General features: G+C 44.1%; 14 protein-coding genes. 12 read left to right on the top strand and 2 right to left on the bottom strand.

The window, feature by feature from the left end; all coding sequences use genetic code 11:
- The first annotated feature begins 5 nt into the window (after window positions 1-5).
- The 6 genes from K3F53_RS10295 (at window position 6) to K3F53_RS10270 (ending at window position 6531) form a co-directional block, all read left to right on the top strand.
- Window positions 6-251, top strand: coding sequence for an acetyl-CoA carboxylase (locus K3F53_RS10295; RefSeq protein WP_057898683.1), 246 nt, complete (start codon window positions 6-8; stop codon window positions 249-251).
- A gap of 67 nt (window positions 252-318) precedes the next feature.
- Window positions 319-1659: an acetyl-CoA carboxylase biotin carboxylase subunit gene (locus tag K3F53_RS10290; RefSeq protein WP_057898684.1), complete on the top strand. Its 1341-nt coding sequence runs from the start codon at window positions 319-321 to the stop codon at window positions 1657-1659.
- Window positions 1660-1685: 26 nt separating this feature from the next.
- Window positions 1686-2462 carry a LamB/YcsF family protein gene (locus tag K3F53_RS10285; RefSeq protein ID WP_220558934.1) on the top strand — a complete coding sequence of 259 codons (777 nt, stop codon included), beginning with the start codon at window positions 1686-1688 and terminating at the stop codon, window positions 2460-2462.
- A 119-nt stretch (window positions 2463-2581) separates the two neighbouring features.
- Window positions 2582-4648, top strand: coding sequence for a sigma 54-interacting transcriptional regulator (locus K3F53_RS10280; RefSeq protein ID WP_057898685.1), 2067 nt, complete (start codon window positions 2582-2584; stop codon window positions 4646-4648).
- Window positions 4649-4662: 14 nt separating this feature from the next.
- Window positions 4663-5547: a 5-oxoprolinase subunit B family protein gene (locus K3F53_RS10275; protein ID WP_091260053.1), complete on the top strand. Its 885-nt coding sequence runs from the start codon at window positions 4663-4665 to the stop codon at window positions 5545-5547.
- Window positions 5548-6531, top strand: coding sequence for a 5-oxoprolinase subunit C family protein (locus tag K3F53_RS10270; RefSeq protein WP_091260050.1), 984 nt, complete (start codon window positions 5548-5550; stop codon window positions 6529-6531).
- Between the two features lie 75 nt (window positions 6532-6606).
- Here K3F53_RS10270 and K3F53_RS10265 read toward each other — a convergent pair whose 3' ends face one another.
- Together K3F53_RS10265 and K3F53_RS10260 are read right to left on the bottom strand one after the other, a co-directional pair.
- Window positions 6607-7641: a glucose-1-phosphate thymidylyltransferase gene (locus tag K3F53_RS10265; RefSeq protein WP_091260049.1), complete on the bottom strand. Its 1035-nt coding sequence runs from the start codon at window positions 7639-7641 to the stop codon at window positions 6607-6609.
- 16 nt (window positions 7642-7657) lie between these two features.
- Window positions 7658-8965, bottom strand: a complete 1308-nt coding sequence (locus tag K3F53_RS10260) for a UDP-glucose dehydrogenase family protein (protein ID WP_091260047.1) — start codon at window positions 8963-8965, stop codon at window positions 7658-7660.
- A 207-nt stretch (window positions 8966-9172) separates the two neighbouring features.
- Between K3F53_RS10260 and K3F53_RS10255 the strand changes: the two genes are divergently transcribed.
- The 6 genes from K3F53_RS10255 to K3F53_RS10230 all read left to right on the top strand — a co-directional run bounded on the left by K3F53_RS10255 (window position 9173) and on the right by K3F53_RS10230 (window position 15862).
- Window positions 9173-10270: a CotS family spore coat protein gene (locus K3F53_RS10255; RefSeq protein ID WP_057898690.1), complete on the top strand. Its 1098-nt coding sequence runs from the start codon at window positions 9173-9175 to the stop codon at window positions 10268-10270.
- 129 nt (window positions 10271-10399) lie between these two features.
- Window positions 10400-11230, top strand: coding sequence for a HipA family kinase (locus K3F53_RS10250; protein WP_091260045.1), 831 nt, complete (start codon window positions 10400-10402; stop codon window positions 11228-11230).
- Window positions 11227-12474: a glycosyltransferase family 4 protein gene (locus K3F53_RS10245; protein ID WP_057898692.1), complete on the top strand. Its 1248-nt coding sequence runs from the start codon at window positions 11227-11229 to the stop codon at window positions 12472-12474. The genes K3F53_RS10250 and K3F53_RS10245 overlap by 4 nt, the downstream gene beginning before the upstream one ends.
- On the top strand, window positions 12452-13912 hold the full coding sequence (locus K3F53_RS10240) for a glycosyltransferase family 4 protein (protein WP_236781990.1): 1461 nt from the start codon (window positions 12452-12454) through the stop codon (window positions 13910-13912). The genes K3F53_RS10245 and K3F53_RS10240 overlap by 23 nt, the downstream gene beginning before the upstream one ends.
- Complete coding sequence (locus K3F53_RS10235; protein WP_057898693.1) at window positions 13912-14856, top strand: NAD-dependent epimerase/dehydratase family protein; 945 nt, start codon at window positions 13912-13914, stop codon at window positions 14854-14856. The genes K3F53_RS10240 and K3F53_RS10235 overlap by 1 nt, the downstream gene beginning before the upstream one ends.
- 283 nt (window positions 14857-15139) lie before the next feature.
- Window positions 15140-15862: a glucosaminidase domain-containing protein gene (locus tag K3F53_RS10230; RefSeq protein ID WP_220558933.1), complete on the top strand. Its 723-nt coding sequence runs from the start codon at window positions 15140-15142 to the stop codon at window positions 15860-15862.
- Window positions 15863-16104 lie beyond the last annotated feature (242 nt).

Here is a 16104-nt window from a genome sequence, read left to right as displayed (position 1 = left end):
GAACTGTGGCAGAAAGCAAATCCATCCTATCCCCGATTCCTGGAGTGTTTTACCGCAGACCCGCTCCGGACCAGGATGTATATGTAAAGGAAGGGGACACCGTGAAAGTCGGGGATACTATCGGCTTAATCGAAGTTATGAAGAATTTTTATGAAATCAAAGCGGAATCAGACGGCGTCCTTGAACGTTTTTGTGTGGAAAACGAAGAAATCGTGGATGCCGGACAGGAAATAGCCGTGATCAAAAGGTAACAGTGATGCTGATAGGGATTCAAGTTTGTTTGAATCCCTATTCCAACACGTAACATGGGGGTAGAGTATGAGTTATTTTGACAAAATTTTAATTGCCAACAGAGGAGAGATTGCCAGACGGATTATCCGAACCTGTAAGCGGTTGAAGATTCGAACTGTAGCTGTTTATTCAGAAGCGGATATGGACGCGCCTTTTGTCGAGGAGGCGGATGAGGCTGTTTGCATCGGTCCAGCTCAGGTCAAAAAGAGCTATCTGGACATTGAGAAGGTGATCCAGGTTGCCAAAGAAACAGAGGCAAACGCGATTCATCCCGGATACGGGTTTCTGTCGGAAAACCCGCGTTTTGTTCGTCGCTGTGAAGAAGAGGGAATTGTGTTCATCGGTCCGGATGCTAGGACGATCGAGTTGATGGGCAGTAAGATTGAGGCGCGCCGTCAGATGCAGCAGGCGGGGGTGCCAGTGGTTCCTGGATGGGATGGAAAAATTGATTCTGTTACAGAAGCGTTGTCTATCGCCGACCAGTTAGGGTACCCGCTTATGCTAAAAGCGAGCGCTGGTGGTGGAGGGATTGGGATGCAGGTGATCCATAATCCCGATGAACTGCAAAAAGCGTTTGCGTCTACCATGCAACGGGCTCAGTCGTATTTCGGTGATGGGACCTTATTTTTGGAGAAATGGATTTCTGGCCCACGTCATATTGAAGTACAGGTGGCCTGTGATGCCTATGGCCATGCGGTACACTTATTTGAGCGGGAATGCTCGGTACAGCGAAGAAACCAGAAAGTCGTTGAAGAAAGCCCGTCTCCTTTTCTGGATGAAGAAACCAGAGCTAAGCTGTTAGAGACCGCCTTGCGGGGAGCAAGACACATTGGATATTCCAATGTGGGGACGATGGAATTCATTTTCGATGAAAATCGAAATTTTTACTTCTTGGAGATGAATACACGCCTGCAAGTTGAGCATCCGGTGACGGAGGAAATCACCGGTCTTGATTTGGTAGAATTGCAAATCCGTCTTGCTGCCAAAGAAAAGTTGCCATTTCAGCAAGAAGAAATCCGAAAAACAGGTCATGCTATCGAATGCAGACTATATGCCGAGGACCCGAAAACTTTCTTTCCTTCGCCGGGCGTTTTGAAGCGGTTAGCTTTGCCGAAGGAGGAGGTGCGCCTGGACTTTGGCGTGATCGAAGGCAGTACAGTCACACCATTTTATGACCCGATGATTGGGAAAATCATTACGCATGGACGCGATCGTTCCGATGCCATCCACAAGATGGAAAAGGCCCTGGAACAAATCGCGGTGGAAGGTCTGACGACGAACGTTTCCCTGCTTCAAAAGATTGTTCAGGACAAAGATTTCCGGGACGGACATTATACGACACGTTTCCTTGAGAAATTGCTTGTCTGACTATTCCTGAAAAGAGGTGGTACGAGTTGCATAAAGTGGATTTGAATTGTGATATGGGAGAAAGTTTCGGTTTGTATGAGTTGGGTAATGATGAAGAAATGATGCAGTACATTACATCCGCCAATATTGCCTGTGGCTTTCATGGAGGGGATCCGCATGTAATGCGGAAAACGGTGGAGCTGGCCAAACGATACGGAGTCGGCATCGGGGCGCATCCTGCTTTTCCGGATTTGCTAGGGTTTGGTCGCCGCTATATGACATGTACAGCGGCAGAAGTTAAGGATTATGTTACCTATCAATTAGGAGCCCTGCGCGAATTTGCCGTGGCGGCAAACATAAAAATTCAGCATTGTAAACCCCATGGCGCATTATATATGAAAGCTATGGAAGATAAGGCGCTGGCCCGGGCGATTCTAGAAGCGATTGCGGAAGTTGATCAGCAAACCGTTATCTTTGCCTTGAACAATTCCGCTGTACTAGAGGAAGCAAAAAAAATGGGGATTCCGGTCGCACGGGAAGCTTATGCAGATCGCGAGCATACGACGACCGGTTCGATTATTTTAACGAGAAAAGGGTCACAGATTAAGGATTATCATGAGATGGCCCAGCGTGTGGTTAGGATGGTCAAAGAAGGAAAAGTTATGACACATGATGGTGAAGAGATAGCCATTCAAGCGGATACGATCTGCATTCATGGGGACACGCCAGGAGCCTCACAACTGGCCAAAACCATTGTAGAGGCTCTTCGTGAAAACGGGGTTCAGATTGCTCCTATTAGAGAAGTTTTGAATGTGGGCTGTTGATGATCAACAGCCTATTTATTTCTAATATAATTTCATTTATGAAATTAATTTCAATTTTGAAAGATTATTTGTTATAATTTAGAGGAAATGATTTCGTTTGTTAGTAGGAGGTGTATGACGTGATTACCTGGAAACAAATTCTGCGGCCGATTTCGGCGGTGGTGAACCGGGAAAGTACGATTCAGGATGTTCTGCGTGAAATGCACGAGCGGGGAGCCGATATTGCTTTTGTCATGGATAAGGGAAATATTGTTGGCTTCATCCATACGGATTCTCTGTTGGAACAATTGCGACATACACCAGACCTTCAGCAACCCATCCAGTATCGAAAAGATATTCTCAAAGTTCCTTACATGCACCCTGTTGAGTACTATCACAATATTTCTGTTGTACTAGGGGTAAATCCGGGTGGAGAAATCATCGGTTACAGTTTGGTGCAGCAAGCGCGCCACCAGATGAATGAACTGCAACTTAGACACATGAATCAAATTTTAGACGGGGCCGGGGTAGGAATCATCAGAACAAACACTCGTTTTGAAATTGAATTCATTAATGAAACAGCAGAGAATATTCTGGGGCTGTCTCGCTCGTTTCTTTTGTCTCGTAATTACAAAACGCTACTTACTATGGATAAGGATTTGGATCGAGTGATTCAAGGAGAGACATTTATCAGCGTGAACAGTTCAATTAACTTCAAGCAAATCAGCGGGAATTTCTCTCCGCTCCGAATCGACGGTCGGATTACAGGTTTGGTACATGTTTTTTTTCTTCGTGAAGCGTTTGAGGAAGCTGTTCAAGAATTGGAATTTGTGCGTAATTTGTACTCTGATTTGCAGGCGGTTTATTCTTCCTCCCATGAGCAAATTCTTGTCGTCAATCCAAAAGGTGAAGTGATTCGGTTGGCAGGTACATTTTTGCAGGAGTTTTGGGGTTTGGATCAGCCTGAGAAGGTCATTGGTAGAAATGTTGCTGAATTCGAACGCAAGGGAGTATTCCGGCCTAATATCGTCGATCTATGCATAAAGAAAAAAAAGAAGCTAACCATGATTCAGGACACTGTTCATGGACGGAAAGTTTGGTCTGTCGCAACTCCTGTTTATCATGAAGGGAAACTGGAAAAAGTCGTCGTTCTTTCGCGCGATATTACGAAAACGAATCAACTGCAAGAGGAATTGAAGCGAGTTACTAAGAAATCGAATACATACAAACAGGAATTGGACCAGCTGATGAACCGATACAGTGCTGATAAACCTTTAATTTATCGCTCTCGTATTATGGAGGACTTAGTCGAGGAAGTGAAGCGGATCGCTCAGGTCGACTCCACCGTTCTGCTCGAGGGAGAATCAGGGGTGGGGAAAGAAGTGTTTGCCCGTACCCTTCACGCAGCGAGTCGCCGCAAGGATTATCCCCTCATTCGGGTTAATTGTGGGGCGATTCCTGAGAATCTGATCGAGAGCGAATTGTTTGGTTATGAGAAGGGAGCCTTTACCGGCGCGGATCAGAAAGGAAAGCCAGGTCTTTTCGAAATGGCCCATCGGGGGACGATTTTCCTTGATGAAATCAGCGAGTTATCATTAAACATGCAGGTCAAGTTGCTTCGGGTTCTGCAGGAGAAGGAAGTGACACGGATAGGCGGTGTACAGACCATTCCTGTGGATGTCAGGGTGATTGCGGCAACCAACAAAAATATAAAGGATATGATGGAGCAGGGGGAATTTCGAGAAGATCTTTACTATCGGCTGAATGTTATTCCGATTCATATTCCTCCCTTAAGGGAACGTACGGAAGATATTTTTTCCCTGGTTCTTTATTTCTCTCAACAGTTTAACCGAACGTACCAGATGGAAAAAGGATTTTCTCCGGGGGCGCTTGAAGTGTTGGAAAACTATGATTGGCCGGGGAATGTTAGGGAGTTGCAGAATATTGTTGAACGGTTGATTGTAACGAGCCGCGAGGAATTCATCCAGCGTGAAGATGTACTGAGGGTGCTGTACGGTGAAGCAGGGGGGAAGCGCAAGAAAACGATGGTGTTTGAGCTGATGCCGCTTAAGGAGGCCGTAGCCGAACTGGAAAGTCAATTGATTCAGCTTGGGCTCAAGAAATATGGAACAGCGGCTAAAGTATCGGAAGTGCTGGGAGTAAGTCCGGCCACCATTAGCAGACGAATGAATAAGTTGTTTAAATAAAGGGAGGTAGCCATTTGTTTACATTGCCGGAAACGCGGTTTGATTTTGGTGGAGATGAATACATTTACGCGGAAATTTCCCGTGATATGAGCGCAGAAAGCAATTTTAAAGCATTGGCTATCGTCAATGAATTAAGGAAGCGCAATATCCCGGGTATTATCGAAATCGTTCCTTCCAACGCTTCGTATTTGGTCCGTTATAATCCGGAGATTATACCAGCTAGGGATTTGCTTGATTATTTGAAGGACATCGATATTACGAAAAGCAATCCGGCAGAGTTGAATTTATCGGTTCGTATGGTAGAAATCCCTGTCTGGTATGATGATCCGATTACGCGGGAATATTCTAGGCGGTTTAAAAGCCGTCATCAAGAACCTGATATTTCTAATTTCGAGTTTGCTATGAAGGTAAACGGATTCAGAGAAAAAGAAGCGTTTATCGAGGCGCATACACGCATGCCCTATTTAATTACGATGGTTGGCTTTCTGCCTGGGACGGCTTGGGGGTTTCCACTGGGTTTGCATCCGCAAGAAATTATTCAGGTTCCGAAATATCTAAGTCCTCGAACGGACACTCCCAGACAAGCTGTAGGAGTTGGCGGAGCTTTTACTGTAGTTTATCCTGTCAATGGCCCGGGGAGCTATCAGTTAATCGGCATATCAGCAGTTCCTGTCTACGATAATGAAAAACGTCTGGTAGATTTGGAGGATACTTATTTTTTGGCGCGACCGGGAGATATTTGGAAGTATCGCTCCGTTGATGAGCGGGAATATAGCCGGATCGTAGAGGAAGTGAAGCAGGGAACGTATCGCTATCGAATGAAATACATCGAGTTTTCGCCGCAGGAATATGTGACAAAGGGGAAGGTATATATTCGGGAATTGATGGAGGGATTCTGAATGCTACGCATATTGGAACCCGGTTTATGGACCACTGTACAGGACATAGGACGCCAAGGTTATTATCATTTTGGGCTTCCTCCTTCAGGAGCCGCAGACAAGTACTCTTTTATGGTGGGTAACTTGCTGCTTGGTAATCCGTTGGAATTTGCCGGGCTGGAGATGACCTTGCTTGGCCCAAAGGTTGAGTTTTTGAAAAAAACGGTCATTGCTATAACGGGAGCTCCGATGGAGGCGTATCTTAACCAGCAGCCGATTCCCCTATGGGAACCCGTTCAAGTAAACGAGGGAGATATTCTTTCTTTCAAGTTTTGTAAACAAGGGGTAAAAAGCTATCTTTGTGTTTCTGGAGGGATTCAAGTTCCAGAGGTTCTTGGAAGTCGTTCTACTTATACCCTGAGCAGGCTTGGAGGTTTTCAAGGGAGAAAATTGGATGTTGGAGATGAATTGGAGATCGGCGAACCGCTCCCAGGAGCCTTTAAACAGGTCGGAAAACGGCTCCCTTCTGAATTTATTCCTGAATACAAGAATTTTCAAGACCTTCGTGTGGTTATGGGGTTGTCCGGACACCGGGTGAGCGATGAGGGAATCAGAGCCTTTTTGAACTCGGAATGGACAGTATCGACGGAATCGAATCAGGTGGCATATCGCTATACCGGAGCGAAAATCGCTTTCAAGGAGCATGAGCCCCCGTTCGGAGCCGGTGATGGTTTCTCAAATGTCGTCGATTTTGCCTATCCGATCGGGGCGCTTATGGTTCCAAACGAAGAGGAGTTGATTATTTTACTCAACGATGCCACGTCGGGTGGGGGATTTGTCACAATCGGCACCGTAATCAGCACGGATTTGGACATTGTTGCTCAATCCAGGCCAATGTCGAAGTGCCGTTTTTTGGCTATTACCGTAGATCAGGCCATGCAGGTGCGGCTCGAGAGAAAGAAAAAGCTGACGAGATTGGCCGAGCTTTTGAAGGAACACGGATAGATCACAGAAGCAGGCCATGCAGTGAACAATATTACGACATGGCCTCGGTTTCAGCAGCATATGATCAAACACAAGTTATCGTTCATTTGGTTTGGTAAGAATGGAGATCTGTGAATGATCTCCTATGATAAAATGTACATGTTCTGTTTCATTGGGGATTCCCTGTACGATGGTTTTTTGTCCAAAAATGCTGCGGCAAATTAGCGACTGTACATTCGCAATTTTCGTGTTTTGAAGACAGATGCTATTTTCTACCATGCAATCTGTAAGCATGGAGTCATCTTGAATGGAAACATACGGTCCAATAACGGCATTTTTAATTGTACAATTATTTCCAATAAGAACAGGTCCTTGCAAAATACAATTTTCCAGGGTGGTATTTTTTCCTACTTGTACTTTGTGCCCGAGTTGTTCTGTTAACGTCCATTGATTGGCATCCAGCCATCTTTCAATTGTGCCGACATCTGTATATGGTTTTTCAGTAATCGAATAAGAAATAGAGTACCCTTGCTCGATCATCCACTGAATTGCATCAGTAATTTCATACTCTCCTCTTTTTGAAGGCGTAATATGTTGAATTGCTTCGAAAATAGAAGAATCAAGCATATAAGTACCGATAATCGCAAGATTGCTTTTCGGCTTCTCAGGTTTTTCTTCTACCTTTATAATACGTTCATTCTTAATCTCAGCAATTCCGTAATCGCTCGCATTTTCTACTTGGGAGAGAAGAATAGAGCCTTTATGTCCTTGATACGCTTGTATTAATGTGTGCAGAGGTTCCATAATTAAATTATCTCCTAACATCAGTACGAAAGAATCATCACCAACAAACGATTGCACCTGAATAAGCGCATGCGCAATGCCCAACGGTTTCGCTTGGTACATGTACTTTATCGTTACCTCTCCTTTGTATGCGGAAACATAATCAATAATCATTTTTTGCCGAGGATGGATCACGATTCCGATTTCCCGGATTCCTACCTCTTTCATTTTATTTATACAATGATAAAGAATAGGCTGATTTAAAATGGGCAAAAGAGTTTTTGGAACCGTAGAAGAAAATGGCTGCATGCGCGTCCCCTTGCCTGCACATAAAATAACGCCTTTCATATATTTCTCCTTTTAATTAAGCATGGGGTGTGCCTACCCCTACATAATGGTAGCCGAATGTTAACATTTCCGAGGAATTAAGCGCATTTCTTCCATCGAACACAAACGGTTGAGACATGATATGTTTAGCGTTTTGCCAATCTATATTCACGATTTCTTTCCATTCCGTTACGAGCAAAGCAGCGTCCGCTTTTTGTAGCGCCTCCAGTGGAGTAAACGTGTAGTGAATCGCGGGATACAATTTTTTGACGTGTTCGACACCTTTTGGATCATAAGCCGTAATGAAAGCTTTTTCCTTTATAAGATAATCAATGATTTTCAAAGAAGGCGCTTCACGAATGTCGTCGGTTTCTGGTTTGAACGTAAGACCCAGGACAGCGATCCGTTTTCCGGAGAGTGGGCCTATTGCTTTTTGTACTTTCTCCATAAACCAATCTGTTTGTGTTTGATTAACGGAAGCTACAGCTTGTAAAATATGCAGAGGATTTCCGTTTTCGGAGGCTAAGGTAAGCAAAGCCTTTATATCCTTCGGGAAGCAAGAGCCACCATATCCGATTCCTGCCTGGAGAAATTGGAACCCAATCCGACTGTCCATTCCCATGCCTTTTGCTACTTGGATAATATTTGCGCCTATTTTTTCGCATATCCGCGCTAATTCATTGATAAATGAAATCTTAGTTGCCAGAAATGCATTGGAGGCGTACTTAATCATTTCCGCATCTTTGTTGCTAACAAAGAGTATGTTCGTCTTTATATCTTTATACAATTCTTGCATGATTTTCTGCGCTTTCTTTGTGTCACAACCGATAACAATTCTTTCCGGATGCAGCGCATCATATAACGCTTTTCCCTCCCGCAGAAATTCAGGGTTGGAAACTAGATCGAAAGAGAGAGCCAGACGCCTTTTTTCCAGCTCATTTTTAATGATTTTTTTTATTTTGTCACATGTACCTATCGGTACGGTACTTTTGATTACAACTACTTTGTAACTTTCCATTGTTTTTCCAATTTGCTGTGCTACTTCTTCCACATGCGATAAATCTGCTGAGCCATCTGACGAAGAGGGGGTACCCACAGCAATGAATAAAACATCGCATTGTGTGATTGCTTCTTTCATATCGGTTGTAAAAGAAAGGGTTCCGTCTTTTACAAGTTTTTGTAGCGTCTCTTCCATGCCTGCTTCATAAAAAGGCAGAACCGCTTGCTTTAACTTCTTTATTTTTCCCATATCATTATCGATAGCAACAACCGTATGATCATACATAGCAAAAGCAATGCTCGTTGAAGTCCCTACATATCCACATCCAATGACCGCCACTTTCATAAGGCTCACCTCGCTCCTTATCTCTTTATGATTTATACAGCTTACGAAGCAAGCAGGACGAGTGAAACGGTGAAACACCTATATTTCAGCGCCTAGTTTTCGCATTCACAAGATAAATTTTTGAAATTTAAGACGTCAGCCTATACTATAATCCTTGTCTTAGCATATCTTGTCATAGACATTTTAAGCCAAAGAAGGAGGAAAGAAATGACGGATTATCTCATTCAGCCATGGGGAACCGTAGAGGAAGACTTGGCCACCGTACCTCCAGAAATCGAAGATATGGCAAAACAAGTGGCTACACATTATGAAATGGAAGTAACAGGCATGACACTTATTACATCTAAGCCAGATAAAGGAGGAGCAATCTGGCGAATTGAAACGGATAAAGGGCCGCGCAGCTTAAAAGTGTTACATCGTTCTCCGCAGCGCAGCCTTTTCAGCATTGGCGCACAGGAATATCTAGTAGGGCAGGGGGCACGAGTGCCAAAGCTAATTCAGACGAAGGAAGGCCAGAACTATGTGGAACGCGGCGGAAAGCTCTGGATTGTCACAGAATGGATCGAACCATTAACACAAGCCAGCAAAATTGATTTGGAAGGGGCGAAAGTACTTTGTTACGGGCTTGGTGAATTTCATCGTCATTCGCGAGGTTATGTGCCGCCAAAAGGTGCGCAGCGTGCAACTCGTCTTTATCGCTATCCAAAATTGTATCAAAAAATTATTACGAAAATCGGGTGGTTTAGAGTATTGGCTACTACTTATTCCGATATGTCCGCCAGCAAGCATATCCTTTCTATGGTCGATGTGTATGAGCAACAGGCGCGCGAAGCGTTTGAAAAATTAAATCGTTCTCCTTATGCCGATCTAGTAGCCAGAGGTGAAGAGTATTGGGGCATTGCCCATCAAGATTACGGTTGGTCCAACGGACAGCAAGGGCCGGGTGGCATCTGGATTATCGATTTGGATGGAGTCGCATATGATTTACCCATCCGCGATTTACGCAAGTTAATCACAAGTACCATGGATGATATGGGGAACTGGGATGTGACATGGATGCGGGGCATGATTGAAGCATACCATGAAGCAAATCCTATTGAACCTGAGTTGTATCAAGTGCTGATTATTGATATGTCACTACCGAATGAATTTTATAAGCATGTTAAAGAAATGGTATACAGTCCAACAACGTTTCTAAATGATGAATTAAGTAGCCTTCTGCAGCGGCTGGAAGCATCGGATGCAACGAAATGGCCTGCCCTGCAAGAACTAAGCAACAATTGGACATTTACTTCTTCCTTATGAAGTGAACCGGCAGGCACGCCTTATGGATTGAGAGCAACGATGAATCACAGCCTACATGCCGCGAGCATCAAAAGAAGGGGATATAAAGGCGATGAAGATATGAGATGTTCTATATAGGAGGCATCTACTGTGACAACAATAACAGCGGCTCGTTATATAAGGCCGATGCGTACCGGATTTTGTCGGCCGCAGTTATTTGAATGCGATGACGGGAATCAGTATGTAATTAAGTTCATGTCCAATCCCCAAGGAATCCGGATTTTGCCGAATGAGCTGATCGCGTATCGCTTGGGAAAGCTTTTACATCTTCCTGTTGTTGAGGGAAAAATCATTTATATTCCGGAACAACTCATCGTCACAACGCCTGACCTTTCTCCTTTTCACCTGACGCCCGGACCGCACTTCGGCAGCGTCTTTTACCCAAACGCAATACACGCTACGAATGACTCTATCTCTAAGTGTGCAAATCTTTGTCAAGTGCCATTAATCATTGTATTTGATTATTGGATTAATAACAATGACCGGGCCGGGAGCAGCGCCAATTTCATTGTTACTCGGGAAGATGTATGGACCCTGCGTCTGATTGATCACGGAAGTTGCTTCTACGGTGCTGGATGGACCAGTGACATACTAAGGCAAAACAGCTGTCATATTGAAGCATATTGGGGCGAAGTGTATGAAAGATTCGTGCCCTTCATTGATGGTCCCCGCCCGTTTGATGAGGCGCTTGCCTTGCTTGAATCATTAAGCAGAACACAAATCGAAGAAGCAGTCATCGATATACCTGAGGAGTGGGAAGTTTCCCAGGATGAATTGCATGTGTTAACTGAACACTTAATCCAGCGGCAATCGCACGTGCGCGAGGCCATCGAGCAATTAAAGCCGTATTTCCTTATATGGAGTTCAGCAGTCGACTTCTTTGAACACAATGAAATCCGGCCGGAAAGGAGGAAAAAATGAAGATTTTATTAGCCTCATTTTTTGCCCTTCCTAGTATAGGAGGATTATGGACATACGTTCAGCAACTAAAGCAATATTTGGAACGAATGGGGCATGATGTCGATGTATTCGCTCATCATCCAGAAAAACGAAGCTACTATATGTTCCACCAGACGAATGACTTTGACATTAAAAAAGCTAAAACACAGGTTTCTCCTGTTTTTTCACCGGCTTATTACCAGGTTGATTCACTATCTGATCCAAAGATTGCAGATATGGAACTACAGCGGTGCATTTACGAAGCAGCCGCGCTTCATCTTGGGGTAACAGAGTATGACATCATCCATACACAAGACATTATTTCTACTATGGCAATTGCACGGGTGAAGCGAAAGGAAACCCCTTTGATTGCAACCATTCACGGATGCTATACGGTGGAGATACTAGAGAATGGAGTTATCTCATCGAAAGATTCCCCTCATTGGACATATAGCTCACTGCTTGAATATTACGGAGTTACAGCAAGCGACGTGACGATTGTTCCTTCGCAATGGATGAAAAATCTCCTTGTTCAACAGTTCAACGTACCTTCCCATTATATGAAAGTGATTCCAAATGGAATGGACATTGAGCGGTTCCTAAAAGAGATGGAAAGCGCTGACGAATTTGTGTCGCCTTTGGATAAAAAAATAATCGCTTGTGTTGCCCGGCTTCATAAACTAAAAGGTCACCATCACCTACTTGAGGCACTTGCTAGACTAAAAAACGAAAGAACGGATTGGGTATGTTGGATTATCGGAGCTGGCAGTTTACAGAAAGACTTAGAGCGCCAGAGTCAAGATTTGCAGTTGGAAGAGCATGTCATGTTTTTAGGTGCCCGTAATGATGTCGCCGCCTTGCTGAAAAAGGTGGATATCTGCACCCTTCCCTCTCTACAAGAGAATTGCCCTTATTCTGTCATGGAGGCACAAGTGGCAGGAAAGCCCATTGTAGCATCCGCAGTTGGTGGTATCACGGAAATGGTGCAGCACGAAATAACGGGCCTTCTTTCACCTCCCGGCCAAGAAGAGCCTTTATACCTTAACTTAAAAAGAGTGATGGAAGAAGAAACGTTGCGCCATCAAATCGCAGATAACGCGAAAGAATGGGGACAGAAACAATGGTCTCTGGAGATGATGATGAAGCGTACGCTTGCCGTTTATGAAAAGGCATTGCAGAAAAAGCATAAAGGAGGAAAACGTTTTGAGCTACAGCCGAAAAAATGAGGCATCGGACAGACGCGTGAAACAGTTCGTGGTTTCTGTGAATACGCCAAAGAAAGTATCCTGGTCATTTCCTGTGCTGAAAAAGGCCAATACGAACATAAAACAATTGAGGGTCAAACAGGGTACGGTATGGAAGCGGCCGCGTCCAAAAGATGTAGGGAAAATCGAAATCACTGAAAGTGATGAAACAGTACAAATATTGGAGACACAAGAAGTTACCGAATCGGGTGATACCATACTGCTTTCTCCTGAAATATACGAATTGCCTAAACCGGCCAGAATTTTGATGATTTGTACGGAAAAACTTCCGGTTCCGCCTGTGCGCGGCGGAGCCATTCAAACGTACATTGATGGGGTTGCTCCCATACTCGGTGAACATCATCATGTTACCATCCTTGGTATTGCTGATCCGGAGCTTCCCACACAGCAGAAAATTGGGAATGTAAACTATGTACGGGTTCCTGGTAAAGTATTTGATATTTATATGGAAGAAGTCGTTTCTTACCTGAGTCAGCATACTTTTGATTTGATTCATATTTTCAATCGCCCTCGCTTGGTCGCTCCTGTGCGCAAAGTGGCTCCGCACGCACGTATTGTGCTAAGCATGCACAATGACATGTTTCTTCCGGAGAAAATTAGTTCTTCCGAAGCAGAGACAGCGATTGAGGAAGTAGATCGTATTATCACTGTCAGCGACTATGTGGGCCGAACGATTGCCGGATTGTACCCGCAGGCAGCTGATAAATTACGAACGATCTACTCCGGCGTGGATCTTAAGCGATACATTCCGGATAGTCCTGGTACGGCAAAAAAAGAGCGGGAAGGTCTAAGAACCCTATATGAACTCAGCTCCAAAAAAGTCATTCTCTTTGTGGGTCGCCTGTCACCAAAGAAAGGTGCGGACATCCTTGTGCGAGCCATGACCGATGTAGCCGACAGGTACAAAGATGTGGCCCTCGTTTTGGTAGGAAGCAAGTGGTATAGCGACGATGAAATTAGCGACTATGTAGCGTACGTTCGTGCGCTTGCCGCACGCTCTCCCATTCCGATTGTTACAACAGGATTTGTGCCAGCGGATCAAGTTCATAAATGGTTCTGGGCCGGTGATATATTCGTCTGTCCTTCCCAGTGGGAAGAGCCGCTGGCTCGTGTCCATTACGAAGCGATGGCCGCCGGATTGCCGATTATCACGACAGCGCGTGGCGGAAACGCAGAAGTCGTTGTTCACAATGAGACCGGGCTTATTATCAGCGAGCCGGAAAACCCAAAAGCATTTGCCGAAGCAATTACTACTTTGTTTTCCAATCCGAAACTTATGGAACAAATGGGAAGCAAAAATCGCCGCTTGGCTCTTGAACGCTATAGTTGGAACCGTGTGGCACATGAAATTCTTGATGTTTGGGAAGCAAAAGTTGTCATTAGAAAGAAGGCAAACTAATGGGAAAGGTACTGGTTACCGGATGCGGCGGCTTTATCGGCTCAAGTCTTTGCTATGCGCTGTTACAGGACGGATATTATGTAACAGGTATCGACATATTTACATCTAATTACGAACGCTGGATAAAAGAACGCAATCTGGAGTCGTTAAAACAGTTTAGCCGCTTTCGCTTTATGGAAGTTGATCTTGCCGCCTTTCCGCTTGCATCGCTTCTTGACAAGGTGGACTACGTTTTCCATTTGGCGGCGATTCCGGGCGTGCGCACGAGTTGGGGGGAACACTTTGCAAAATATGCGAAGAACAATGTTTTAGCTACGCAGCTGTTGCTAGAAGCAGTAAAACATTCTTCGATTAAAAAAATGATATACGCTTCTTCGTCTTCCGTATACGGGGGGATGATGGGGTCTACGGATGAACAGCGAACTCCGCATCCAATTTCCCCTTACGGCGTGACAAAACTAGCGGCTGAACACTTGTGCCAATTGTATGCGCGCAATTTTCACGTCCCCGTCATTTCGCTTCGGTACTTTACCGTATTTGGCCCAAGACAACGTCCGGACATGGCTTTTCACAAAATGATTTATTCCATTTTGCAAGATGCGCCTGTTACGATTTTTGGCGACGGAGAGCAGTCACGAGATTTTACCTTTATTAAGGATGCGGTGACGGCCAACATTTTAGCCATGCAATCGCCCTATATAGGTGAGGTATTTAATGTTGGAGGTATTTCGCGGTTGCGGATAAACGAAATCATTGATATTATTGAAAAGCAAACGGGACAGAAGGCCAAACGACAATATTTGCCGGAGCAGCCGGGCGATCCGAAACATACATGGGCAGATATTACCAAAGCAAAAAATATGCTACAGTATGATCCGCAGTTTGATGTGGAAAAAGGAATGTACTTGCAAATTCAGGACGTTAAAACGTTGTATAACCTTTAAAGAAATAAGTTTAGGTTGCATTGTTTCTGTTTCCTCCTGCGCCAAAGCAGGAGGTTTTTTAACGTATAGGAAAAAGGCGAAGACGAGCGGCAATGCCCGCGAGTTTTTCTCATTTAACTCTATTCTTTGGTTTTGAGTCGAAAAAATGAAAAATAAAAAATGAAAAAGCAAAACTAAATGGAAGAAATGAAGTCTAATAAAAAATGATAGGAGTATTTAATAGACTCTATTCTCTTACATAGGTTACATATATTTTCAGCAAAAAATGAAAAGGAGGATGTGAGTGCAAACCTTTCGTACTGTTTTATACGTTAAGAGAAAGGGATTGTACAATAAATATATGGTAAGAAAAGTCGTATTTGTTGCGGTTGCTACGAGTATGGTATATACAGGAGGAATGCTCCCGGTTTCTAGTAAACATATTACATATGCGCAGAGCAATAAAGGGTCTTTGTACTCTGTCACTTCTGTACCTTTATCTCAATTACTGGAAGAGAAACAGCCGATTATCGGAGAATCAATAGCTACAGAAGAACAAATGCTTGCATTCGCTCGTGCTGTAAACCCCAACTTTCCTGCGGAATTGCCTAAGCTGTATCTCGAAATTGGTAAAAAATACGGTATACGGGGCGATATCGCCTTTTGTCAGATGATAAAAGAGACGGGATATCATCGATTTGGAGGAATTGTTGAGGCCAACCAGTATAATTATGCCGGAATCGGTGCCACTGGGAATAGTAAAACGAATAAGGGAAACTCATTCCAAAGCCCGGAACAAGGAGTGCTGGCACATATTCAGCATTTGTATGCATATGCTACAAAACAAAACCTTCCCCAAGGTGAAAAGTTGGTAGATCCGCGTTTTAAGTATGTAGCCAGAGGGATAGCGCCAAGCTGGCAAGATTTAAATGGTCGCTGGGCTGTTCCGGGAAAGGGGTATGGAGAAGATATTCTAAGGATTTATTATCAAATGCTCCAAACACCGACTTCGTCTGAAATACAATAAATCATTAAACTCTAGTAACACCCAATATATCAAAGACCGTTTTTTTCTCATATCGGTGGGGGGTTCGCCTGTTTTTTTGTAGGAGGTTAAACAGGCGAAAGAGGATCTTTGATAGCTATTGGGTGTTTTTTTGTAATGATCAGATTTTTATCCAGTATTATATGGTGAATGGTCTGACTGTTTTTCTTGCTTTGGTGTAGAAGTTGCTGCTGATTGTGATTTACTTTAAGGATTGACAATAC

The organism is Aneurinibacillus thermoaerophilus, from assembly GCF_019603355.1.
GTDB classification, from domain to species: Bacteria; Bacillota; Bacilli; order Aneurinibacillales; family Aneurinibacillaceae; genus Aneurinibacillus; species Aneurinibacillus thermoaerophilus.
The sequence above is the reverse complement of the archived record's forward strand: the minus strand, read 5'-3'. Positions and strand labels throughout refer to the sequence as shown.

What these genes read in the sequence shown, in the direction of transcription:
- K3F53_RS10290 (WP_057898684.1), top strand. Translation starts at nt 319, where the DNA reads ATGAGTTATTTTGACAAAATTTTAATTGCCAACAGAGGAGAGATTGCC.
- K3F53_RS10270 (WP_091260050.1), top strand. Translation starts at nt 5,548, where the DNA reads ATGCTACGCATATTGGAACCCGGTTTATGGACCACTGTACAGGACATA.
- K3F53_RS10265 (WP_091260049.1), bottom strand. Translation starts at nt 7,641, where the DNA reads ATGAAAGGCGTTATTTTATGTGCAGGCAAGGGGACGCGCATGCAGCCA.
- K3F53_RS10260 (WP_091260047.1), bottom strand. Translation starts at nt 8,965, where the DNA reads ATGAAAGTGGCGGTCATTGGATGTGGATATGTAGGGACTTCAACGAGC.
- K3F53_RS10255 (WP_057898690.1), top strand. Translation starts at nt 9,173, where the DNA reads ATGACGGATTATCTCATTCAGCCATGGGGAACCGTAGAGGAAGACTTG.
- K3F53_RS10245 (WP_057898692.1), top strand. Translation starts at nt 11,227, where the DNA reads ATGAAGATTTTATTAGCCTCATTTTTTGCCCTTCCTAGTATAGGAGGA.
- K3F53_RS10235 (WP_057898693.1), top strand. Translation starts at nt 13,912, where the DNA reads ATGGGAAAGGTACTGGTTACCGGATGCGGCGGCTTTATCGGCTCAAGT.